Source organism: Exiguobacterium sp. s143 (assembly GCF_018618895.1).
Taxonomy (GTDB): Bacteria; Bacillota; Bacilli; order Exiguobacteriales; family Exiguobacteriaceae; genus Exiguobacterium_A; species Exiguobacterium_A abrahamii.
In genome coordinates, this window is the sequence record NZ_JACSMX010000001.1 from 318,379 (window position 1) to 340,278 (window position 21,900).

The window sequence follows — 21,900 nt, forward strand, 5'->3', positions numbered from 1 at the left end:
CCTTTCGTTTATCGTGATACTAATCTATTCCCGAAAAAGGCTCTAGTTTAGTCAAACGTCGTGTCGATTCCATGAAAAAAAGACCCGACGATTTTCGTCAGGTCCTGCAGTTAATGCGTTGCAATTGTTTCAATGCGACATCAACGTTGAGCCGGTTTCCGGATTTCTCCGATTCTCGGAACTTGCTCGGATCAAATAATCTAAATTGATGATTGATCCAGTTTTGTCGATAGATTTCGTGTGCTTGTTTTATGATTTCTTCGTCTGACAACTGTTTCATGTCTATTTCCACGCAGTCGAAATCATCTACACCGAACTCGAAACCACAGCATGGACAAATTTCGTTACTCCCCGCAAAGTGTTCATAATATGGTGGATCTTCAAGTTTATTGCATCCACACACAGGACAGATATAATACGGATCGTTTGGTTTCAAAGATACGATGCCTCCTTAGATAATGATCATTCTTTTCTTATATCTATCGTAACCCATCCAACCGTTATTTTAGAGAGGAAGTCATGTTATGAACACATGAAAAAAGACCCGACGAGTTCGTCGGATCTTTTGACTTCCTTATTGCAGTTCGCGGCTCTTTTCTTCTTGTTCATTGTTCGATTTATTTTTTGCTTCAAATTCAGCGCGTGTCATGACGTCCTCGACGTGCATGTTGACTTCGACAACTTCAAGTCCTGTCATATCACTGATCGATTTTTTGATTTTAGCGACCGTCTCTTGGAAGATTGACGGAATGTTTTTACCGTATTCGACGATGACTTTCAAATCGAGTGCGACTTGGCGTTCGCCTACTTCTGCTCCGATTCCTTTCGTAATGTCTTCCGAACTCCGGAGACGATCCGTCAGTCCACTCATGAATCCACCACTCATTGACAAGATGCCTGTCACTTCATTCGACGCAATTCCTGCGATTTTTTTGATGACTTGATCTTCGAACGTCAATTTATTCTCGCGTACCACTTCGTTTTCAGTTGTTGTGTTTACTTCGTTTGCCATTTGAAATCTCTCCTTTTGAATGTGTAGTTAGATATATATGAATCAGTCCCGTTGAAAGAACTGAATCCACCCTTCGATATCGAGCGCACCATCGCGCCACTTCCCAATCAAGAATCCGATCGCTGCGAAGGCAACGATGAGAATTGTCGGACCAAAGCCAATCGTCAAGAATAAGATGGCGAGGATTAGACCGACAAGTCCTCCGATCAGTCGGAACCGATACGGGTAAAGTGCTTCCCTTGTCTTCATGTTCCCTCTCCTCTCTTAGACGACACGTTCCGATGTTTTTGTTTTCGTGTCACTGATTGTGACCTTCGTACTCGTGACCGGCAACTCGAGTAAGGATTCGACGGCTTGTTTAGCGCGTTCTTGGATATCCTTCGCGATCGTCGGCAGTCCCTCTTGTCCGAAGACTGAGCAGTCGACTTTTAAAGCAACCGTCTCTTTTTTCGAATGGATATCGGCATGGACACGCGGTGTCCGTACGCCACCAACCCCACGAATCGACTCCAGTGCCGCCCGTTCGATCGTTTCCTTCGAAATCGTGATCGTTCCGTCACCCGTTTGAATCAACAGACGTTGACCTTTCGAGCGGCTGAATAATCCTGTGAATAATAGAATGACGAATACGAATGCTAAAAATCCTCCGATGGATAGAACGGTATAGCTATACCATTGCTGATCCTGCCACTGCTCAATCAATGAACTGAGCCGTGGAACATCATACACACCGAGCACAAGCAGCCCGACACTGACGAGTCCGAGTATGCCTATGATGACGAGTAAGAATCGATTGAACCCATTCATCTGCACCTCTCCTTTACGATTGTTAACTTCTTTCACCTAGGTGATTCAACACATGAACTATTATGTGTATGGTGTGTTTATTCCCGTTCATTCGAACCCGAAACATCTACATACACTTTTGTTAAAATGTTCATATATTCTGATTATTCAGACTATAATTAACGAAACAAGCGGATTATTTACTATATTTAACGAAAAAAGACCTCTTTCAACTAAAAAGAGGTCAACACTTTAATCCATTTATCATTTCCCGTATACTTCGTCAACACGTTTTTTGAAAATGATCATTCTACTTCGATCGGAATGGCAAAATAACCGTTTCCTTCTTCCCACCCTGCTCTAATCTGATAGACATATTTTCCACGGGTCGTTGGTAAAGTGATATTTTCTACGTCCTGAAACGTTTTAAGCTTTTTTCCATTTGCAACGGACCATAACTCAACGGCAACAGTTTTTGGATGCGGACCATTTCGAAAAAGAATCGACATCTGTTCTTCCGGTGCAACGCGTTCACTTTGTTTCTTTTTTACTTGTTCAACGGGTCCAACCTTTGCATCAGCTGTCTCTCCTAAAAAAAGTCCCGACCACGTATAAGTTCCTAAGTACACCTTTGCTTCACGATTTTCAATCGTCACGTCAGGTGCTGGTGGTTGATGGCGGAAAGGATCCATCGAGAAGAGTAACCCTAAACTAATCAGCACTATACCAATAAACGTTTGTTGTTTCACGAGGCAACCTCCTACAAAATGTTTTTAAATCAATAAAAGCGGCAATACCTTTCAAGGAGTACGTTATTCAAAAGGAGGAGTTCAGATGATTCAGGATAAAGTCGTCATCATTACAGGGGCATCAAGCGGGATTGGGGAAGCAACCGCTAAAGAACTTGCAAAACAAGGCGCAAAACTCGTTCTTGCTGCACGCCGGGAAGATCGTTTGCAAGAACTCGTCAAAGCCGTTGAAGCAGAAGGTGGTCAAGCCGTCTATCAAGTGACGGACGTCACGGATCGCGAACAAGTCGATGCACTCGCTAAGCTTGCGAAAGACAAGTTCGGCTCAGTTGATGTCATCGTCAACAACGCGGGATTGATGCCACTATCACACCTCCATAAGAATCAACAGGATGAATGGAATACGATGGTCGACGTCAACATCAAAGGTGTTCTCCACGGAATCGGAGCCGTCCTGCCGTACATGCGCGAACAAAAAAGCGGACACGTCATCAACATCTCGTCCGTCGCAGGTCACGAAGTCATGCCGTCGAGCGCCGTCTATAGCGGTACGAAATTCGCCGTTCGCGCGATCACGGAAGGTCTCCGCAAGGAAGAATCGGTCGACAATCACATCCGTGCAACGATCATCTCACCGGGAGCGGTCGATACAGAACTGAAGGACCATATCTCGGATGACGAGATCAAACAAGGGATTGGTGACTTGAAAGCGATCGATGCGAGCGCGATTGCGCGTGCCATCGCGTATGCCGTCAACGAACCAGAGGATGTCGCGATCAACGAGATCTTGATTCGTCCAACGGCTCAACGTTAATTATTTGTAGATTTGTAGATTTGTAGACAGGACCCCTCATTAGCCAAACAGCTAACGAGGGGTCCTGTTCTGTTTAGAGTAGTCGTTCCGCGATGAGCTGGTACGACTGTAATCGTTTTTCTTGATCAAAGGCATTGTTGATCAGTAAAAATTGATCCGTTTGATAACGGGTTGCTAACGCCTCAAGTTCTCGCACAACGACATCCGGTGTCCCAACAATCGCTCGCCGGCGATCTTTCTGAATCCGCTCCGCTTGCACGTCATTCCAGACCTTTGCTTCTGTCGTCTTAAATGACGGAACGATCGAATTCCCGAGTCGGACGCCTTGAATCCAGGCATCCTGTGTTCGAGCGAGACGTTCTGCTTCTTCTTGTGTCGGAGCACAAATGACGAAAACACAGGCGATGACGTTCTTCCCGCCTGCCTCGCGATATGTCGAGAGCGTCTCTTCCCAACGATCCGGATTGATGAAGTGACCAAACACGAGACCACGGTCTTGTTCTGCTGCAATCCGCGCGCTACGTGGCGACAGACCCAAGATCGAGATCGGCGACGGTTTTCGGTCACGCGGTGTCGTCTTGACGATCCGGTACGGGTGTCGATTCGATAGACTGTCTGTTAAGAAGCCCGCCGTTTCATTGACGAGTCGACTAAACTCCGCCGCCCGGTTTTCTTCTCCATCCGTCAATGCAAGTCGTGTCCGTTCACTCCCGCCCGGAGAATTACCGATCCCGAGTTCGATCCGTCCCGGATAAAATGCATCGAGCGTCGCAAAGCTCTCGGCGACTTTCAGTGGATGATACTGCGGCAACAACACTCCACCTGAACCAAGCTTGATTTTTGACGTCTTCGCACCCATTCGGGCGATGAACAACTCCGGTGCCGCACTGAGCAAACCGTTCGTATTATGATGTTCGGCGAACCAGTACCGTTCATAACCGAGTCGCTCGGCTTCTAAGACGAGTCGTTCCGTCGCTTCCATCGTCGCTTCGACCGTATCGCCCTCATGTAACGGTACTTGATCCAGTATTCCTAGTCGCATCACGCATTCCTCCTCTACCCTTTCAGTGTAAAGGGTGGAGGAACGGAGTTCAAAAACGAGGCTCAGACACGGACGAGACGATCTTCGATGATGACGCCATCTCGCATCTCGATCGTTCGGTTCGCCCGTTCGGCAAGTGCCGGATCGTGGGTGACGAACAGGACGCCGCAGCCTTTTTCTTCGTTTAATGATCGTAAAAGATTGAAAATGATTTCTCCTGTATCCGTATCGAGGTTCCCTGTCGGCTCGTCGGCAAGCAACCATTTCGGTTCATGGACGAGTGCTCGGGCAACGGCGACCCGTTGTTGTTGTCCACCGGAAAGTTGCGACGGCAAGCTGCCTGCTTTATCGGCGAGACCGACTTGCGCGAGTAACTGCTCGGCGCGTTCTTTTTTATCGTATGGTACTTTTCGACCGAACAAAGGCGCCATGACATTCTCAAGCGCCGTCAGCGTCGGAATCAAATGAAACTGCTGGAAGATGAAGCCGATGTTTTCGAAACGAAAATCGGATAGTTCCTTACTGTTCAATTTATTGATCGGCTTTCCGTCATAATGCAACTCCCCACTCGTCGGACGATCTAGTGTCCCGATCAGGCTGAGTAACGTCGACTTTCCAGAACCTGATGGACCGATGATCGAGATGAAGTCACCTGCTTCAAGCGTCACTTCGATGTCTTGTAACGCATGTGTCTCGACTCCGTCTCCCGAAAATGATTTTCCCATCTGTTTGCATTGAAATGTTCCTTCCATATGTAACCCTCCAAAATTCGTGATAACGTACTATTCAAGAATTTATTGGGAATTCCTTCTAAATGAAAGGAAATAAAAAACAGCATTCTTGAGGAACAAGAATACTGTCAAGAAACACGTGGTTGAATGGAAACGAAATTTTTACGATAGACGATCTCATACGGTAAAACGAATAATAGACAGGCAAGAGCCGTGAACTGAATCATGCTTCCGGTTGGTGGTAGCGGAGACAGCGATGCATCATGCCACGCTTCATACAAACCAATGAAAAGAAACAGGACGACACTACTCGTCGTCACGTAGATGAGTAAACGAAGGGTCAATGGATAATGACGGACGATCCACAACATTGGTAAACCAAAGATAAAATAAGATAACGTCATCGCAAACGTTCCGAATTGATAGACGATCTCAAAGTCGATCGTCGTCAAGAACGAATATGCTGTGAACGCTAAGAACGAAAGAATCGTCACAACAGCCGCATAACTGATCCAGCGCATACGGTTGGGCTCCTCTCCTAAATGTCGTTCCTGTACGCGCGATCGCAACAGAAACCGGATATGTACAATTAGTGTAGGCAGTCCGATTTCATTTGTCAATTGTCTTCAGATTGACTTATTCAGTCACTAAACGATTGCACTGGAAACGGATTCATTGAATAATGGAAAAAACGAACTAGGAAAGTGAGGTTTTACCGATGGATGAGCAACTCACGATGTTTCGTGATCGCTTTGAGGCTACTCCTGAACGCCACGAGGGTCTTTCGTATGACGTGCTCGAGTCTCGCCTGACGCCTTCGAAACGAACTGCCCTTGCTTGGATGGAACAGACAGGTGGAGAGCCGAATGTCGTAGCTCTTAATGGACGACTCGTCATCGTCGACACTGCCAAAGAGAGTCCAGTTGGTCGTCGAAGCGTCTGTTTGGACGAATCCGCTCGACTTGGTCGAAAGAAAAATGCGTCCGCAGCAAGTGTCGAGTCGATGATTGAGACGCTAGAGATGCACCTCTTAACACCAGAACAGTATCAAGAACTACAGACGCAGTTTTCGTTTGACGAAAAAACCTCCAGCTGGCTTAAGACGCCAGACCTGATCCGTCAAAAAGGTGGCGCCTTGTTCGGAGATCGTCGTTATGAGACGACGTTCATCTATCACAACGGAGCGGATTCCTATTATGCGAGCCGAGGATTTCGTGTCTGCATTGAGCTTAATTAATCAAAAAACACTCTACGATTGGAGTAGAGTGTTTTTTGTAAATTATAGGTAATAAAACCCAATTATGATATGATGGTCGATGAGTAAAGGAGGTGGACGTCATATTTGTATTGGGATTGATTGTAGGTGGTCTTATCATGTTGATTAGTTTCCGGTTATTCCGCCAGCAACAGCCGGATACGATCGCATTGTGTAAAGATATCTTCTACGTGTTCGAAGTGCAGCCGGAATATCGGTTTCGTTATATCAGTCCTTCCCTCGATGACCATATGGGGAAAGGCGTGGCAGCAGCCAGCTACATGGATCCGGACGAGTGTTTCGCGCGGATTCATCCGGAAGACATCGAAGTCTTGATGTCGAAGATTTCGGGCGATTGTGACTACGATCAGCCGTTTCGGCAACGCTGGCGGACCAATGACGGAACGTACGTCTGGTTCGAAGAGTATGCGACACCCATTTGCGAAAATGGGCAGATCGTTGCCATCCAAGGGGTGATCCGTAACATTGACGAGCAGTTGAAATCACAACAGGCATTACTCGATCAATACCGGATCGATGCCTTGACTGGTCTAGGGAATCGCCATGCCTTCAACGAGGCTGTCCACACACTCGATCAAGAGAAGACGGCGTATGGGGTGATTCTGCTTGACTTGAATGAACTAAAAGAGCTCAACGACCGGTTCGGTCACGCGGTCGGTGATGCCTTGCTTGAACAAACAGGACTTTGCATCCGCCGCTTGACAGACCATGGCTACCGGATCGGTGGTGATGAATTCGTCTTGATCGATGAGAGTCCGTCGATTGAGCTGTTCGAGGGATTCGTCGAACACGTCCGCTCGACGTTCGCGACACACGAAATCGGGCTCGCAATCGGCGCCGTACATACGACAACAGGACGCCGTGTCGACGACGTCCTGCATGAGGCAGATGAGCAGATGTATCAAGAAAAGATGAATGATCGCTTAAGTCGTCAGCATGGATTGATGCGCTTGAAGCAATAAGGTGTTGAAGCGTTCCGGTTGATCGAGATTCGCCGTATGCCCGGCTCCCTCGACTGGTAAGACGATGACGTTCGGCACGTGTTCCGCAACGAACGCGGTTGCGTCGACTTCGTATGTTTCATTCGTTCCGTTTAGGATGACGACCGGTAAGGTGATCGACTGCAGCATCGTTTCCGTTAATGCCGGAAAACGGAACGTCATCAAATCGAGGACTGCTCGCGCTGTCGTTTTCCAGGCAGGACCATGCAACTGTTCGAACTGGTCGGCAATTTCCGGTGCCTGCTGTTCGAGGTCGAGGAAGAACTCTCGTTGCTTGCGCATCAGCGGTTCCATCGCTTTAGGAATGAATGGTGAAAAACCCGTGATACATATCCCTTCGAGTTCGTCCGGTGGATCGAGTGCCAGTTGCATCGCAAGCGTTGCGCCAAGCGACAACCCGAGAATCCATCCTGGACCTTCCTGTGCCATCCGTTCGCGGATGGCACGTGTTGCTTGTGATAAGTAATCTTCCGTTGCCGGTTCCGTCGTCATTCCGTGACCAGGCAGATCAATCGGAATGAACGTAAAATCATCCGCTAAAGCAGATAGCTGTGGTGCAAAGTGTGTTGCTGCTGTTCCCATTAAACCATGTAGTACATACATACGTGTCATACGGTAAACTCCTTAAATTGATGTAGTGTCAATATCGCGTCTACGATGACGTCCGGACGATCGCGATGCATCAGGTGTGATGTTCCCGGAACGAACGTCACGTTCGCCTGATAGGATAGATTCGGCTGTCGCTGAATCAATTCCTGCCATTTTTCTTCCATCCGCTCCAGTTCGTCTTTTGGAAAACCAGCAGCGCTCATCGTTTCGATCGACTGCGCTTTGTCCCGTCCAAGAACGGTCAACGGAACACCGAGATCGCGCATGCGTGGTTGAAGATCTTTCGCATCACTTTTCCACTGCGAGATGATCGCATGCATCGACCGGTAATACGCCGGGTTCCAATCCGTGCGGTCATCCCCGTCCGGGAAACGGTCACGTAAATCAGTTGCTTTTGATAGTTCTTCGAACCGATCGATCCAGACGGCGTCATCCCCTTCTCGGTCGAGCATCGGTGTATCCAGCTGATCGAGTTCTGCTAAATCAACGGACGTCGCATCCACGAGAACGAGACCGGCGACACGTTCTGGATGATGTAGAGCAAAAGCTTGCGCAACGAGTCCACCGTAGGAATGACCGACGAGTGTGACCGGAGTCGCAATATTCGTCGCGTTAAGAAACTGATTGATTTGCCGTAAGATGCCGGTCGTCCCGTCGATGTAATCGCCCGACCATTCGTGTGGATGAAAGCTGACGACGCGGTAGTCCGGTGTCAGTTTCGTCAGAATGTCCGCCCAGTCCTGATACGTCCCACCGAGCGAGGGTAGGAGTAACAACGGTCGACCTGTCGAACCGTCGTCATAATACGTCACTTGTTTTCCCTGATGTTGCATAATTCGTTCCATTATAATCACTCCTCTATACTTTGAAAGATAATGTTTACCTTGATTCGTGCTTTATTGTTTGATTTAGACGAAACGTTACATGACCGGTCCGGTTCTCTTCCCTATTTCCTTCGGGATCAGCATCAACGTTTTCGTGAAGTTGTGCATGTTCTGATCGACGACTATATCACGACGTTCTTGGCGCTTGATCAAGAAGGACGCGTCTGGAAGGACGTCGTCTATGCCGAAATGATTCGTCGCTTCGAATTGTCGCTTTCTGTTGAAGTACTGCTACACGACTACGTGACGCGTTATCCGATCTTCGCACGGAGCTTTCCGGGGGTCGACACCTTTTTTGCGCAATTACCGCCTGATCTACCCATCGGCTTACTGTCGAACGGTCGGACGACGTTCCAACGTGCCGTCTGTGACGCAATCGGACTGTCTCCCTCCTTTACGCAGATTGGGATTTCGGAACAAGAAGGCGTCCGTAAACCGGATCCGATATTTTTCCTTCGCTTAACGGATCTTTTAGGTGTTCGCCCGGACGAAGTCCTTTATGTTGGCGACAATTACGACCACGACATCTTACCGGCACGCGCCCTCGGCATGCAGGCGATTTGGAAGCGCACAGGCGATGTTCCATTGACTGACACGCAATTTTCGGACTGGTGCCAGTTACCTGCCCCACTCCAAGACCTGATACGAAAGGAGAACCAGCCATGACGGAACAGATTCGCCGTTTCCAACCTGACGATTTTGAGCAGATTCATCGATTGAACGCATTAGAAGGATGGCAGGATCTCGTCGCTGATCAAGAGCGGACCCGCAACGCGTGGATGAATGCAAATGCCGCTTTCGTCCTTGAGTCTGACGGAGAAATCCTTGCCTATGTCCGAGCCTTAACGGACGGTTCGGTGACGACGTTCGTCTGTGAGCTCCTCGTCAGCCGAAACGCACGCAAGCGTGGGTACGGACAACAGTTACTCGATCACTTACAACTTACCTATCCGACGCGGATCGATCTCCTGGCAACCCGTCAGTCTGCTTCTTTTTATGAACAACAAGGATTTCGTGCTTTCCATGGTTTCCGTAAATCACGATGAAGCGAGTGATTTCGAATAACTCGTGCTCGTTACGCTGTAGCCCATCGCTTGATAAAAGTGATGGGCTGCTTCGCGTTCTGGTCGATTACCACTGTTCAGTAAAACGGCAGTTGCTCCTCTTGCATGCGCCCAGTCTTCCGCTGCTCGGATCAAACGGCGTCCAATTCCCTGCCGACGATGTTTCGCGTTGACGACAAACGCGACGATTCGGACATAGGTCGTATCATGCTCGAACGCTTGCGCCTGAAACAGACCGACGCAGCCGAGAAGCATATCGTCGTCTTCTAACACAAGCAATTCATAATTCGGATGACGAGTGATCCGCGAAAATCGTTCGCGTAAGACGTCCTCGCTTGCCGGATAACCAAGTTGCGTCATCAATCCGACCAATTGTGGTAGATCGTCTGTTGTCCAAGACCGGATGGTCATATTTCTCTCCCCCCTTATCGTGTGGGCGACAGAATCATCACCCGTTCTCGACCCTCTTCCTCACCGACGACCAGCACGTGCTCAGATACCGGATCGTCCTTGACTTGATAGACGGTAAACGCATCGAGGTTCGACGCAAAATCAGATGTGTCCTGTTCTAGTTGCGTATCAGTCAAGACATCATCCGTGACACCGAGTCGCTTCCCTTTCAGCTGTTGCCAATCTGTATCCGTAATTTTTTTGGCTACCGTGTATAACTGTTCATCATAATACATGCCGACGACCATCGATTGCGACGATTGCTCGGGAACGGTCTCATGCAAGGAACTAAAGCCGATGATCGTCAGACCGGCAGCGAGACAAGCAACTTGTAACGAGCGCCGGCGCCGTTTCGCTTTGCGGATACCTTGGATTGTCCGTTGCCTGACAGATGACGGTACGTCGATCAAGATTTTTGGCTCGTGATTCATAGACTCATCCCCTTCTGTCGTCGTACTTTCTCGAGTGCGCGGTACAACGTGCTTTTGATTGTACTCAGTGGCACATTGAAGGTTTGCGCAATCTCTTGCAATGACAAATCTTCTTCATACCGGAAGTAGACGAGTGATCGCTCGGTCGGCTCGAGGACATCCAGTAAATCGTCCAAGTACAAGCGATCGACGAGACGCTCTTCAAACGACGTCGTTTGACTGGGTTCGATCGCGAGCGGCTGAAACGACGCTCGATGTTGCTGGAAAGCGCAATTCATCGTGATGCGCGTCAACCACGTCTTAAAATACGAAGCATCCCGTAAACTCTTTCGCCCACGCCATGCCCGGTACGCGACCTCTTGGACGTTCTCAAGCGCTGCCGCCTCCTCTTTCAGATAAATGAAGGAAATACGGTACACATAGTCTTCTTCTGCGAATAAAGCTGCTTCAAAAGCAACGTCGGATAATGCTGCACCTGACTTTCGAAACACATCGGCATCCTCCTTTTTTGCAATCACTCCCCTATTAGATACGCGACACGTTTAAAAAGTTTCATTTTTTTCAAATTTTTCTTATAATTCCCTTTTCTTGCATGAATGAATTCGATAGGATGGGAAACAGAGAGGATGATGAACGTGTACAAGAAACTCATTGCTTTACCGGAGCTTATGCATCTCGAAGGGGCGGTCTCCATCCACCAGCAAGGTGAACAAATCTTTAGTCATGCTAACGGATTCGCACATCGGGGCTACCGTGTATTGAATAAAGAAACGACGCGATTCGGAATTGCCTCTGGTGCAAAACTTTTCACGGCGGTCGCCATCTTACGATTAGTCGAGGCAGGAAAGGTTGCACTCGACGAACGCGTCGCGACGATTCTACCGGACATAGGAATCGATCTAGCCGGTGTGACCATACATCATCTGTTAACCCATACGTCAGGCATCGGTGATTATTTTGACGAAGCGACGATGACCGATTTCGAGGAGGTCTTTCAAGATCTCCCAATGTACCGTTTGCGTCGTCCCATCGATTTTTTACCGTTGTTTCAGGACCAAAAAAGACAGTTCACTGCGGGCGAACGTTTTCATTACAACAATGCGGGATACATCCTGCTCGGTCTCGTGATCGAACAATTGACGAAACAACCCTTCTCGGATTACGTGACGAACGAATTATTCGCTCATGCGCATATGACACAGTCTGGTTACTTCCGACTCGACTCCCTACCGGCGGATACAGCCACAGGCCACATCGAGAATGAAGACGGAACGTGGCGAACGAATCACTATGCGTTACCGATCATTGGTGGACCAGATGGCGGTGCCTTCCTCACAGCATCAGACATGGAACGTTTCTGGCGAAGTCTTCTGACGCATCAGTTGCTGTCTGAATCGATGACCGCGCAACTGTTTCATCCCCACGTCAAAGTCAACGATGTTGCGTCTTATGGTTACGGCGTCTGGCTGAAACGACTCGATGCCTCGCACGAGAAGTGGCACATCATGGGTTACGACCCGGGTGTCAGCTTTCATTCCGCCTATTATCCACAATCGGAAACGATCGTCACTGTCTTATCGAATACGTCTGACGGAGCCTACGCGCTCGTTCAGGCCATCGAACTACTTTTACTTGAGAAAGGAATCCATACATGAACCTTTATATCGCTTCTCGCTTTGATCACACGTTGACCGTCCGCTGGCTCCGCGATGAACTCCGCTTGCGTGGACACGATTTAACATACGACTGGACGATGAATGATCGGGCAGAGGATCCCGAAGCATTACGAAAGATTGGTCTTGCTGAATTCGAAGCCGTGCAACAAGCGGACGCCTTCGTCCTCGTGTTACCAGCTGGAAAAAGTAGTCACGTCGAACTCGGGATTGCGCTCGCGACGAATCGCCCGATTTACTTATGCATGCCGGATGCGACCTACTTCACCGGACCATTGGCCAGTACGTTCTATCATATCGGACGGACGACCTCTTGCTTCGGAACGAAAGAAGATTGGCTCGCGCAGATTCTCGCCGATCGCTTACCGGAAGAACAACTGACGTCATGAGGACCGTCCTCTTGACGATTGGACCGACCCATGCCGGGAAAACGACGTTCGCACGACAGCTTGCTCAACGTCTCTCATCAAGCCTTGTCATCGATCAGGATCTTCAAGCACGCTTTTTGCTCGAACATTATCCGGACCTCGTTCCAACAAAAGGACCGAATCAGATCAAACATGACTTGACGGGATGGTTGATCGAACAGGCAATCACGTCTTCCTTTGAGACGATCATCTTATGTAATGCCAACACCACGCAGACCGGTCGGAAACAATTATTAGATCCATTCTCCCGTTCGACGTTCCGCTCGATCCTCGTCTGGTTCGATTTACCCGAAGTGACAATTGCAGACCGACTGACTCACTCCAAACGCGATGGACGAGAGATTCGTGGCGACTCGTCGTACTACGACATCTTTCAGCGGCAACGAATCGAGCCGCCAGTTACAGGTGAAGCGGACCAAATCGTTCGTCTTCGTTCGACGGAAGACGTTGACACATTCCTCGATCAAGTCACGGATCCGTCGCTTGATGCTCTTTTCGATGAGATGTTGACTGATTGAAGAACATGACAATCGCGTGTAAAGCACCCGCATGAGATTCGACCTTCTTTCGGTATTTTGATCGTCGCCTCCCGTCTCGCAGCAATGACCACCCGCTTCTTCATAAACGCATTCAAAAAGACCAGCGAATATGTAACCGATTACAAAAGAAAGAAGGAACACTCATGTCTGAAGAACAACGACTGACTGGTGGAAATGTCTCCGCTGTCTATCAAAAAGGTGAGCATGTCTATCGCTCACAAAAAGAGAACAGCAACAACGTCCAACGGTTATTACGCCACTTAGAAGCTAAACGCCTATCCGGTGTTCCGCGTTTCGTCGGCATCGACGAACAAAATCGAGAGATCCTGACCTTTCTCCCTGGCGAAACGGCCGATTATCCCCTAAAAGCATACATGTGGCATGATGACGTATTGGACGATGTCGCACGTCTGATGCGCCAGTATCATGACGCGACAGTCGACTTCGACGTCTCACCGAACTGGGCACCGTTGCTCAATACCCCGACTCCATACGAAGTCATCTGCCACAACGATTTTGCCGTCTACAATACGGTTTTTCAGGATCAAAAACTGAGTGGCGTGATTGACTTTGACCTCGCAGCACCCGGTCCACGTGCTTGGGACATCGTCTATACGCTCTATACGTTCGTTCCGCTTAGCAGCAGACGACAAGCACCTGACGGATCCGTTCTTGCTTATTCACCAGAGCAAGATGACACACGTTTCGCCAAGCGAGTGAGTCGGTTCCTTGATGCGTATGGCTATGAAGGACCGCGTTCCGAACTCCTATCCATGTTATTGTTACGCGTCGAAGCCCTCTATCTGTTGATTGATCAAAGAGCTGCGAACAATGATGCTGCCTTTGTCAAGATGAAAGAAGAGGGTCACGATACACATTACCGCGCGGAATACCGTTTCATCGCGGAACGTGGGGAGAAGTGGTTCATCGATAAATCTTCGATAAAATAATGTTCGACGACATCGATCATCACAAAGGAGTGATTTCTTTGAAAATTATTGATCTCGATTTTTTACTGACGACTGAAGAATATGATCTCGAACTGGATACGATGTCGTTAAAGGCAAACGACCATTACGCGATTGATTTCTATTTTTATGGCGCTGACGAAACATTCAAGCTTTTGATTGACGATCCTTCGCGCGATTACTTTTTGATGCGTTTCGAAAAGTACGCCGTTTTCTTAGGGACGTTGCAAGAGCATGGCATCATCGACGACAGACTCCGAAACCCTTATCCGGTCGTGAAGTCAAAAGAATCGATATTTGGAGAGTTCGCTGCAAAGTATATGAAAACGAAGGAAATTTATACGGAACGAGGAGACTTGCACTTATTTGCCATCAGGACACATGAACAGGATTTTTACATTTTGTCCTACAGTGATCCAATCATCATTGATCATATGGCGAAAGAGGATTAATTGAACAGCAGATGTTGTTACATCCTAAAAAAAGAGGGGGATGAACGTATCTTGAAAAAATCACTGATATTACTTTTAACTGCTCCCGTTCTGCTTTTATCCGCTTGTACAGAAGAGCAAAATTCATCACAGCCTACTACTCAACTGATGTCTAAGAGTGAAAAAATACAATCCGAATCTGTAAAAATTGATGATGAAAGTAAATTGAACATTGTTTTTCTCTATGAACCGTACAAAAAATATCTACAAGAGTCTTTAAAAAACAATGATCCTGAAATAGATAAAAAGAATTATGCGAAGTATGTCTTAAGCTATATCGACAAAATCGGGGAAAAGGAGCAGTTCGCGACAGCTGACTTAAAGGGTTCTTTGATGTTGCAATCAACCGTATACGAACAAGAGCTACTCGATAAAATCGAGAACTTGATGAAACAGCAGGACAACATTAAAAAAATCATCCAAAAAAATTACATCGCTTCACATAAGATCCTTCCCAAAAAGAAAAGTACCATTATTGTCGCTCCCATTAATCCTGAATCTTCTCTCGATATCCAGCCGATGAAAGGTGTTACTGGAGCCGCCTATAAAGATGCTTTCATTCTCTACCTGGATCCAAACTACGATCAAGACGTCTTAGCATATACGACGGCACATGAATATCATCACTTAGTCCTCATGGATACACCCGATTTTAGTTTAAATACGACTCTTAATTCCGTCATTTTCGAAGGAAAGGCAGATGCCTTTGCTGAGCGAATCGTCAAAGACGTTTCCATTCCTTGGAATGTCGCGATGGATGAAGCAACAAAGAAACATGTCGTGCATCTCGTCAACAGCTATGAAGTATCACAACTCGACTTCGTTGTAGGTAATGAACAAAAAGAGATTCCTCGCTGGAGTAACTACATGTTAGGGCGTGATATCCTCAATCATTATTTTGAGTTGCATCCAGATCAGTCCATTGCTGACTGGACCTATACGAATCAAACAGATATCTTAAAAGGATACAAGTATCAAAAGATTCTTGAGCAATGAGGTGCTTTCATGAAATACACATGTCCCGTCTGTGGATATGATCGAATGGACGACGTTGCTTATTATGAAAATGGTGACGCTTCGTTCGAACTTTGTTCTTGTTGCGGCTTTCAGTTCGGAGTAGACGATGATGTCGAAATCGAGGACGGTATCTTCTTATCGAGAAGTGAAGCACACGACTTGTATCGCGCGAACTGGCTCAAGGACGGTGCTAAAATCTTTAGTGATTATGCCTTTACACCTAATCAAGACGCAGGTGAACCTTTGGAAAGAAGGATACTACACAAACAATTACGAAGGATGCATATCAAGCTAGACAACTAAGCTGAATTCATATTGATGACTTAAGCAAATGAAAAGGAGCGCAACACTTCACGATAACATCGGGTAGGTCTGCGCTCCTTTTCGTCTGTCATCATTCACGCGTCTCGTTCGCCGTTAACGTAACGGTCACGATTGCGCCTTGATCTGGATGATTCTTAATCGTCAACTCACCGTCATGTAAATCGATGATTCGTTTAACGATCGATAATCCAAGACCATGTCCTTCATTCGCTCGTGACTGTTCGCCCTGATAAAAGCGATCGAACACGTACGGTAAGTCCTGTTCTGCGATTCCTGGTCCTTCATCGCGGATCGTGACACGAATGTTCTTTCCTTCACTTAAGGTCACTTCTAACACTCCCGACTCTGGCGAAAACCGAATCGCGTTCTCAAGCAGATTGAGCCAGACGTGCTGCATCAGTTCCTCTTCCCACTCGACGGACAGGTCTGGTAAATCAAGCTCCAGTCGAAGTGATTTCTCCGTCCACTGTCGTTCCAGTAGTAAAAGACATGTCCGAAGTTGTTCATCAAGGCGATACCGTTTCCGCTCGATGATCGTCTGATGATCAAGCCGCGATAAGCGGACGAGATTTGACGTCAAGCGTGATAGACGGGTGCTCTCTTGCTCCATGATCGTCAAGTATTGCTGCCGTTTATCCGAGTTTTCTTCTGTCAGTAACAACCTAGAAAATCCTTGAATCGAAGCAATCGGTGTCTTCAGCTCATGCGAAATCGAGGCGACGAGATCTTTTGCGAGATGGTCGTTTCGTCGCAGTGCTTCGGTCATGTGGTTGAAGTTTTCAACGAGGAGTGCGACCTCATCATTTCCACCTTCCTTGATCGAGACATCATAGTTCCCGTTCGTCACTTCAATCGCCGCTTCACTGATGCGACGAATCCGTCGTGTCACGAGCGTGACAGCAAGCCAGGTCAGGATGAAGGCGACGCCGATCGTGATGACGATACCGATTCCAGCTGACGTTCGTAATCCGTCAAGGATGCGTTGTCCGGCAATCGGTGTCGAGACGAGATATCCTGTCTCCGTCTGGCGAATGTATTGCGACGGTTCGAGCCACACCCCACCGATCGTGATTTCACCTTTTCGTTGTAACTGGTCACGTTCTGACGACGATAATGATTGTACTTGATTGAGCGACGTGTATTGTGTCGTCTGAATCAAAGACTGATCCATGTACTGACTCGCCTCAGCGAACGAAAGGTTTTGGTCTTGCATCAATCGTTCAATCTGATCCGTTCGTTGTTGCAATTGATTATTTAGGTCTTGATCGACTTCTTGGAACTGGAACCAGACCGTCATGATGAACGGTAACAGCAGTGGTAGTAACAATAAACCGAAGAGGATGACGAAAAAGCGACCAGAGATCGAGCGGACGAAGCGTTTCACTGGATCACTCCCTTATAACCGAGTCCCCAGACCGTCTCGATCGTAAAATCATCATAGGCACTGAACTTGTCACGCAACCGCTTGATGTGGACATCGACCGTCCGACTGTCGCTCTCGACATCATATCCCCAAATTTCGTCCATCAACTGCTGACGTGTAAAAATCTGCTTCGGATGTGCGAGCAAGCGATAGAGCAGTTGAAACTCCTTTTGTGGTAACGGTATCTCACCATGAGGCGTTACGACCGTCGCGTCCGTCATCCGTAGTTGTAGGGCACCTACGATTAATTCTTGCGCTGCTACGATCTTTGACCGTCGTAACAGCGCTCGGATCCGAAGCAACAGTTCGTCCAAATCAACCGGCTTGACCATATAATCATCAGCACCGGTCGTGAACCCGGCTTCCTTATCCTGAAAGGAATCCAACACCGTCAACATCAAGACAGGTTGTTCGTATCCTGATTCACGCAGCAGCTCAACCAGTTCGATCCCTGAAACGTGCGGCATCATCACATCCGTTACGACGAGATCGACGTGTTGTTGATCCAGTTGGTCGAGTGCGTCTTTCCCATCTCTCGATTCAATCACCGTAAAGCCGGCGGACCGGAGTGTCTCGCCTAATAGTAGACGGACATTCCGGTCATCTTCGGCAATCAAAATCGTTACCATCGTCCTCCTCCTTCACTTAAACATTTCGTAAGGCTTCGATCGGATTCAAACGAGATGCCTTTCGCGCTGGCATATAACCGAACAAGACACCGACACCGATCGAGAATCCGGCGGCAAGCAGAATCGTGCTCACGGAGAGTGTGAACGGTGTACTGATCATCAGACTGACGCCAAATGCGAGCATCGCTCCGACAAGAATGCCGATCACTCCACCCATCAAGGACAGCAGAATCGATTCCAAGAGGAACTGAAGGCGGATCGTACGTGGTTTCGCACCGAGTGCTTTTCGTAAGCCAATCTCCGTTGTTCGTTCCGTGACCGAGACGAGCATCATGTTCATGATGCCGATCCCACCGACGATCAAGGAAATCGACGCAATACCCGTCAACAAGAGCGAGAGCATCGTATTGATTTGGTCAATCGAATCGAGGGCTTCATCCAAGCTGACAACGTCATACGTATCGTCGCGTCCGTTATAGAACTGGTACAGCTTTGCCGTGACATCCCGTTTGACGGTCGCGACGTCAGCTGCGTCCGTCTTGAAGATATCCACTTGCTTAACGGCTGTCACCCCAAGCGTTCGCAGGGCCGTCGTATAAGGAATGACGATTTGATCGTCATCCGCGTCACTGACACCGACGATCCGGTAATCGAGTCCATCGAGCTTGATCGTCTTACCGATCGCGACCTGACCCGGATAGAGTGTTCGGGCGACGGATGGACTGACGACGGCGACGTGCGTCTGTTGTTTCACATCACTGATGACGATGCCACGTCCTTGCGGGACATCTTCAGATTCCCGGTAATAGATGTGATTTCGCCCTTCGATCGTCACCTGGTCGAGTATATGATTTTCGACACGGAGGTCCCGGACCGTCGAAACGGTCGGTGAGACACCGCGTGTTCCTTTAATCGTGTTTAACTCTTCCAGTTGTGCAGGTGATAATCCTTCTTTCAATGGCGTCTCAGTCGTTTGGACCGTTAATTTATTGGCACCGAACGACGCGACCTCTTCATTAATTGAGGCCGTCGCGCCGTTGACGATCGAAATCAAGGCGATGATTGATGCGACACCGATGATGACACCAAGCGTCGTCAAGAACGACCGCATCTTATGATGCCAGATATTCGACCATGCCATCCGTAACGTTTCGCGAATCATGTCGTCACCTCCGTCACCTGACCATCTTCGATTCGGATGATCCGGCGGGCTTGCTTAGCAATATTGACATCGTGTGTGATCATGATGATCGTCTTCCCTTCCTCCGAGAGGCTCTCGAACAACTCCATGATTTGTTTCCCTGTCTTTTGATCGAGCGCTCCGGTCGGCTCATCAGCGAGTAAGATCGTCGGTCGCGTCACGAGCGCCCGGGCAATTGCAACCCGTTGTTGTTGACCACCGGACAGTTGACTCGGTAAGGCATCGGCTTTATCTGTCAATCCGACACGTTCCAGGAGCTCAAGCGATCGCGCGCGTCGCTCTTTGCGCGAGACGCCGGCATAGATGAGCGGTAATTCGACGTTTTGTAAGACGCTCATGCGCGGTAGCAACTGGAACTGTTGAAAGATGAAGCCAATCTCTTCGTTGCGAATCGTCGCTAGCTGATCCTCGGATAGATCGTGGACGAGCTGCTCCTGCAAGCGATAGACGCCGCTTGAAGCGACATCGAGGCACCCGATGATGTTCATCAGCGTTGATTTTCCTGAACCCGAAGGTCCGAGGATTGTCACATATTCACCAGCCTCGATCGTTAGCGATACTCGATCGAGGACGATGTGACGATTGGTTCCTTCGCCGTAAGTTTTTTGGATTTCTTGCAAGTCAACGACCGGCATCAGGACGCACCTCCTGGTGGAGTCGGAAGAAGACCGGAACCACCGTCTTCACTCGGCAGGAAGACTTCGTCTCCGGCGGACAATCCGTCCTTGATTTCAATATCCTGTCCGTCCGTCACGCCCGTCTCGATGTATTGACGAGTCGTTTCCCCATCTTTTTTCACATATACATACGGACGATCCGACTTCGAATACGAAATGACATCGAGCGATAAGACAGGTACATCTTGTGCGAGTTGATATGGTAAACGTCCCTCGACCGTCATGCCGGGTAACCAGTTTGACGAGCTCGGTACCGATACCTTTGCATTGAAATACGTACTTCCATTTTCCGTCACAGCTTCCGGACTAATCGATTCGACCTTCCCTTTGATGGTTTTATCAGATGCATCCGTCTGTAGTTCAATCGTATCCTCAACTTCAATCCGTTCGATATCTTGTTCATCAATTTTCAGACGAGCAATCAACGCTTTGTTGTCTGCAACAACGAAGAGGACAGTATTCGGGGCATAGGCTTCGCCTTCCGTGACGTCAAGACGAACGAGTTGTCCGGAGCGAGGTGCCTTGACATCTTCTTCTCCTTCGACGCTGATGATCGTTTGACCCGACTTAACGGTATCCCCTTCTTCAAATCGAACGTCGGTGACACGGACATCACGATCACTGATGACCGTCTGTCGATCTTTCGCTTCAAGCGTGCCTGAGAAGTAGAAGAATGTTTTTAATGTCTTCGACTCGACGACCTCCTTCGTTCCTTGTGCCTCTCCTCGTCCTAAAAAGAGCGTGGAACCGATTAACAGGAGTACCAGGATAACCCCTCCACTGATCCATAACCATTTCTTGCGTGTTCGTTTCATGTTAAATGCCTCCCTTGATTGGTATTAATCCGATCATAGGGAGAAGTTATGAACCAACTATGAACAAATGTAAAAAAAGTGGTTTGGTCAAAAATAAAAACGCAATAGACAAAATTTTCTAAAAATAATACACTGAACATAACCAAATTATGTAAAAGGAGTGGTCATATGGATATTACCTTTCAAGATATTTCGCATACATTCGAACGAAGCGGTGTCCGGACCAATGTCTTACATCAACTAAACGGTCAGTTTTCGCAAAGTGAGGTGACGGCACTCGTTGGTCCATCCGGTTCTGGAAAATCAACGTTCCTGAGTCTCCTTGGTTCGCTTGATCGTCCGACGTCCGGTCAAATCCTCTATGACGGGCAGGACATCACGTCTTGGAAGAACAAACGGTTATCGCAATTCCGCTCGCAAGAGATCGGCTTCATCTTCCAACAGTTTCACTTGTTACCGGCACTGACGGTGTCCGAGAACTTAAAGGTCGCCTTGTTAAAGCAAAAAACATCCTTCAATCAAGAGGAGCGGATTCTCGAGCTGCTCGAACGGGTTGGACTCGACGATAAACGGAATGCTTTACCGGCTCAATTATCCGGTGGACAACAACAACGGGTCGCGATCGCCCGTGCCCTGCTTCACCATCCGCAATGGATTCTCGCGGACGAGCCGACCGGTAATCTCGATTCCGTGACCGGTGACGCAATCTTCGAATTGTTACTAGAGCTGCATCGTGAAGCTAAATGTGGCGTTTTATTTGTCACACATGACTTGGAACTCGCCGAACGTGCTGACCGGATTCTCTTCATGCAGGACGGACGAATCGTCGAAGATCGCCGGAAGCTCACGGTGCAAAGTGTCTAAGT

At 48.3% G+C, this 21,900-nt stretch carries 31 protein-coding genes; 13 read left to right on the top strand and 18 right to left on the bottom strand.

The window, feature by feature from the left end; translation table 11 throughout:
• Positions 1-97: 97 nt before the first annotated feature.
• The 5 genes from KNQ03_RS01830 to KNQ03_RS01850 form a co-directional block, all read right to left on the bottom strand.
• Entirely contained in the window at positions 98-280 is a 183-nt protein-coding gene (locus KNQ03_RS01830) for a hypothetical protein (protein WP_214723254.1), read from the bottom strand.
• A gap of 294 nt (positions 281-574) precedes the next feature.
• Positions 575-1,012: an Asp23/Gls24 family envelope stress response protein gene (locus tag KNQ03_RS01835; protein WP_023468370.1), complete on the bottom strand. Its 438-nt coding sequence runs from the start codon at positions 1,010-1,012 to the stop codon at positions 575-577.
• Between the two features lie 42 nt (positions 1,013-1,054).
• The gene (locus KNQ03_RS01840) at positions 1,055-1,261 is read right to left on the bottom strand and encodes a DUF2273 domain-containing protein (protein WP_035397250.1); all 207 of its coding nucleotides are present in this window, start codon (positions 1,259-1,261) and stop codon (positions 1,055-1,057) included.
• 15 nt (positions 1,262-1,276) lie between these two features.
• Positions 1,277-1,819 (bottom strand): alkaline shock response membrane anchor protein AmaP, encoded by a 543-nt coding sequence (gene amaP, locus KNQ03_RS01845; protein WP_214723256.1) that lies wholly within the window; start codon positions 1,817-1,819, stop codon positions 1,277-1,279.
• A gap of 284 nt (positions 1,820-2,103) precedes the next feature.
• Positions 2,104-2,547 (bottom strand): hypothetical protein, encoded by a 444-nt coding sequence (locus KNQ03_RS01850; protein ID WP_214723258.1) that lies wholly within the window; start codon positions 2,545-2,547, stop codon positions 2,104-2,106.
• Between the two features lie 85 nt (positions 2,548-2,632).
• On the opposite strand from KNQ03_RS01850, the gene KNQ03_RS01855 reads away from it, so the two are divergent.
• Positions 2,633-3,361, top strand: coding sequence for an SDR family oxidoreductase (locus KNQ03_RS01855; protein WP_023468374.1), 729 nt, complete (start codon positions 2,633-2,635; stop codon positions 3,359-3,361).
• Positions 3,362-3,434: 73 nt separating this feature from the next.
• Here the strand turns inward: KNQ03_RS01855 and KNQ03_RS01860 are convergent, their stop codons facing one another.
• From KNQ03_RS01860 to KNQ03_RS01870, 3 genes are all read right to left on the bottom strand, one after another.
• Positions 3,435-4,403 carry an LLM class flavin-dependent oxidoreductase gene (locus tag KNQ03_RS01860; RefSeq protein ID WP_214723260.1) on the bottom strand — a complete coding sequence of 323 codons (969 nt, stop codon included), beginning with the start codon at positions 4,401-4,403 and terminating at the stop codon, positions 3,435-3,437.
• 62 nt (positions 4,404-4,465) lie between these two features.
• Complete coding sequence (locus KNQ03_RS01865; protein WP_023468376.1) at positions 4,466-5,155, bottom strand: ABC transporter ATP-binding protein; 690 nt, start codon at positions 5,153-5,155, stop codon at positions 4,466-4,468.
• A 107-nt stretch (positions 5,156-5,262) separates the two neighbouring features.
• Positions 5,263-5,655 carry a hypothetical protein gene (locus KNQ03_RS01870; protein ID WP_023468377.1) on the bottom strand — a complete coding sequence of 131 codons (393 nt, stop codon included), beginning with the start codon at positions 5,653-5,655 and terminating at the stop codon, positions 5,263-5,265.
• A 197-nt stretch (positions 5,656-5,852) separates the two neighbouring features.
• Between KNQ03_RS01870 and KNQ03_RS01875 the strand changes: the two genes are divergently transcribed.
• On the top strand, positions 5,853-6,371 hold the full coding sequence (locus KNQ03_RS01875) for a DUF4256 domain-containing protein (RefSeq protein WP_214723262.1): 519 nt from the start codon (positions 5,853-5,855) through the stop codon (positions 6,369-6,371).
• Between the two features lie 137 nt (positions 6,372-6,508).
• A complete protein-coding gene (locus KNQ03_RS01880) occupies positions 6,509-7,372 on the top strand; it encodes a sensor domain-containing diguanylate cyclase (protein ID WP_023468378.1) in 864 nt (287 codons plus the stop codon).
• On the opposite strand, the gene KNQ03_RS01885 is transcribed toward KNQ03_RS01880, so the two are convergent.
• Positions 7,334-8,023, bottom strand: coding sequence for an alpha/beta fold hydrolase (locus tag KNQ03_RS01885; RefSeq protein ID WP_214723264.1), 690 nt, complete (start codon positions 8,021-8,023; stop codon positions 7,334-7,336). The two genes, KNQ03_RS01880 and KNQ03_RS01885, sit on opposite strands and share 39 nt — an antisense overlap.
• Positions 8,020-8,865 carry an alpha/beta fold hydrolase gene (locus tag KNQ03_RS01890; protein WP_214723266.1) on the bottom strand — a complete coding sequence of 282 codons (846 nt, stop codon included), beginning with the start codon at positions 8,863-8,865 and terminating at the stop codon, positions 8,020-8,022. Before KNQ03_RS01890 ends, KNQ03_RS01885 begins: the two co-directional genes overlap by 4 nt.
• 39 nt (positions 8,866-8,904) lie before the next feature.
• Between KNQ03_RS01890 and KNQ03_RS01895 the strand changes: the two genes are divergently transcribed.
• Together KNQ03_RS01895 and KNQ03_RS01900 are read left to right on the top strand one after the other, a co-directional pair.
• Complete coding sequence (locus KNQ03_RS01895) at positions 8,905-9,570, top strand: HAD family hydrolase (protein WP_214723268.1); 666 nt, start codon at positions 8,905-8,907, stop codon at positions 9,568-9,570.
• The gene (locus tag KNQ03_RS01900) at positions 9,567-9,950 is read left to right on the top strand and encodes a GNAT family N-acetyltransferase (RefSeq protein WP_075642370.1); all 384 of its coding nucleotides are present in this window, start codon (positions 9,567-9,569) and stop codon (positions 9,948-9,950) included. Before KNQ03_RS01895 ends, KNQ03_RS01900 begins: the two co-directional genes overlap by 4 nt.
• Here KNQ03_RS01900 and KNQ03_RS01905 read toward each other — a convergent pair.
• Genes KNQ03_RS01905 through KNQ03_RS01915 form a run of 3 tightly spaced genes read right to left on the bottom strand, consistent with a single transcriptional unit; the run spans position 9,942 to position 11,340 of the window.
• On the bottom strand, positions 9,942-10,379 hold the full coding sequence (locus KNQ03_RS01905) for a GNAT family N-acetyltransferase (RefSeq protein ID WP_214723270.1): 438 nt from the start codon (positions 10,377-10,379) through the stop codon (positions 9,942-9,944). The genes KNQ03_RS01900 and KNQ03_RS01905 overlap by 9 nt on opposite strands.
• Positions 10,380-10,393: 14 nt before the next feature.
• Positions 10,394-10,849 (bottom strand): type 2 periplasmic-binding domain-containing protein, encoded by a 456-nt coding sequence (locus KNQ03_RS01910; protein WP_214723272.1) that lies wholly within the window; start codon positions 10,847-10,849, stop codon positions 10,394-10,396.
• Positions 10,846-11,340: a sigma-70 family RNA polymerase sigma factor gene (locus KNQ03_RS01915; RefSeq protein WP_214723274.1), complete on the bottom strand. Its 495-nt coding sequence runs from the start codon at positions 11,338-11,340 to the stop codon at positions 10,846-10,848. The genes KNQ03_RS01910 and KNQ03_RS01915 overlap by 4 nt, the downstream gene beginning before the upstream one ends.
• Before the next feature lie 138 nt (positions 11,341-11,478).
• On the opposite strand from KNQ03_RS01915, the gene KNQ03_RS01920 reads away from it, so the two are divergent.
• The 7 genes from KNQ03_RS01920 to KNQ03_RS01950 all read left to right on the top strand — a co-directional run bounded on the left by KNQ03_RS01920 (position 11,479) and on the right by KNQ03_RS01950 (position 16,268).
• Positions 11,479-12,504, top strand: a complete 1,026-nt coding sequence (locus KNQ03_RS01920; RefSeq protein ID WP_251140258.1) for a serine hydrolase domain-containing protein — start codon at positions 11,479-11,481, stop codon at positions 12,502-12,504.
• Positions 12,501-12,911, top strand: coding sequence for a hypothetical protein (locus KNQ03_RS01925; protein ID WP_058713129.1), 411 nt, complete (start codon positions 12,501-12,503; stop codon positions 12,909-12,911). The genes KNQ03_RS01920 and KNQ03_RS01925 overlap by 4 nt, the downstream gene beginning before the upstream one ends.
• Positions 12,908-13,468: a P-loop nucleotide/nucleoside kinase family protein gene (locus KNQ03_RS01930; RefSeq protein WP_214723278.1), complete on the top strand. Its 561-nt coding sequence runs from the start codon at positions 12,908-12,910 to the stop codon at positions 13,466-13,468. Before KNQ03_RS01925 ends, KNQ03_RS01930 begins: the two co-directional genes overlap by 4 nt.
• Before the next feature lie 164 nt (positions 13,469-13,632).
• A complete protein-coding gene (locus KNQ03_RS01935; RefSeq protein WP_214723279.1) occupies positions 13,633-14,439 on the top strand; it encodes a phosphotransferase in 807 nt (268 codons plus the stop codon).
• Between the two features lie 38 nt (positions 14,440-14,477).
• Positions 14,478-14,909, top strand: a complete 432-nt coding sequence (locus tag KNQ03_RS01940) for a hypothetical protein (RefSeq protein ID WP_214723281.1) — start codon at positions 14,478-14,480, stop codon at positions 14,907-14,909.
• A gap of 51 nt (positions 14,910-14,960) precedes the next feature.
• Complete coding sequence (locus KNQ03_RS01945; protein WP_214723283.1) at positions 14,961-15,944, top strand: DUF2268 domain-containing putative Zn-dependent protease; 984 nt, start codon at positions 14,961-14,963, stop codon at positions 15,942-15,944.
• Positions 15,945-15,953: 9 nt separating this feature from the next.
• Positions 15,954-16,268 (top strand): hypothetical protein, encoded by a 315-nt coding sequence (locus tag KNQ03_RS01950; protein WP_214723285.1) that lies wholly within the window; start codon positions 15,954-15,956, stop codon positions 16,266-16,268.
• Between the two features lie 91 nt (positions 16,269-16,359).
• Here KNQ03_RS01950 and KNQ03_RS01955 read toward each other — a convergent pair whose 3' ends face one another.
• The 5 genes from KNQ03_RS01955 to KNQ03_RS01975 are packed head-to-tail and all read right to left on the bottom strand — an operon-like array spanning position 16,360 to position 21,034.
• Positions 16,360-17,673, bottom strand: a complete 1,314-nt coding sequence (locus tag KNQ03_RS01955) for a HAMP domain-containing sensor histidine kinase (protein ID WP_214723287.1) — start codon at positions 17,671-17,673, stop codon at positions 16,360-16,362.
• Entirely contained in the window at positions 17,670-18,341 is a 672-nt protein-coding gene (locus KNQ03_RS01960; RefSeq protein ID WP_023468396.1) for a response regulator transcription factor, read from the bottom strand. The genes KNQ03_RS01955 and KNQ03_RS01960 overlap by 4 nt, the downstream gene beginning before the upstream one ends.
• Before the next feature lie 16 nt (positions 18,342-18,357).
• On the bottom strand, positions 18,358-19,503 hold the full coding sequence (locus KNQ03_RS01965) for an ABC transporter permease (RefSeq protein WP_214723289.1): 1,146 nt from the start codon (positions 19,501-19,503) through the stop codon (positions 18,358-18,360).
• On the bottom strand, positions 19,500-20,177 hold the full coding sequence (locus tag KNQ03_RS01970; RefSeq protein ID WP_058713134.1) for an ABC transporter ATP-binding protein: 678 nt from the start codon (positions 20,175-20,177) through the stop codon (positions 19,500-19,502). The genes KNQ03_RS01965 and KNQ03_RS01970 overlap by 4 nt, the downstream gene beginning before the upstream one ends.
• Positions 20,177-21,034 (bottom strand): efflux RND transporter periplasmic adaptor subunit, encoded by an 858-nt coding sequence (locus tag KNQ03_RS01975; RefSeq protein ID WP_214723291.1) that lies wholly within the window; start codon positions 21,032-21,034, stop codon positions 20,177-20,179. Before KNQ03_RS01975 ends, KNQ03_RS01970 begins: the two co-directional genes overlap by 1 nt.
• A 168-nt stretch (positions 21,035-21,202) precedes the next feature.
• Between KNQ03_RS01975 and KNQ03_RS01980 the strand changes: the two genes are divergently transcribed.
• On the top strand, positions 21,203-21,898 hold the full coding sequence (locus tag KNQ03_RS01980) for an ABC transporter ATP-binding protein (protein ID WP_214723293.1): 696 nt from the start codon (positions 21,203-21,205) through the stop codon (positions 21,896-21,898).
• Positions 21,899-21,900 lie beyond the last annotated feature (2 nt).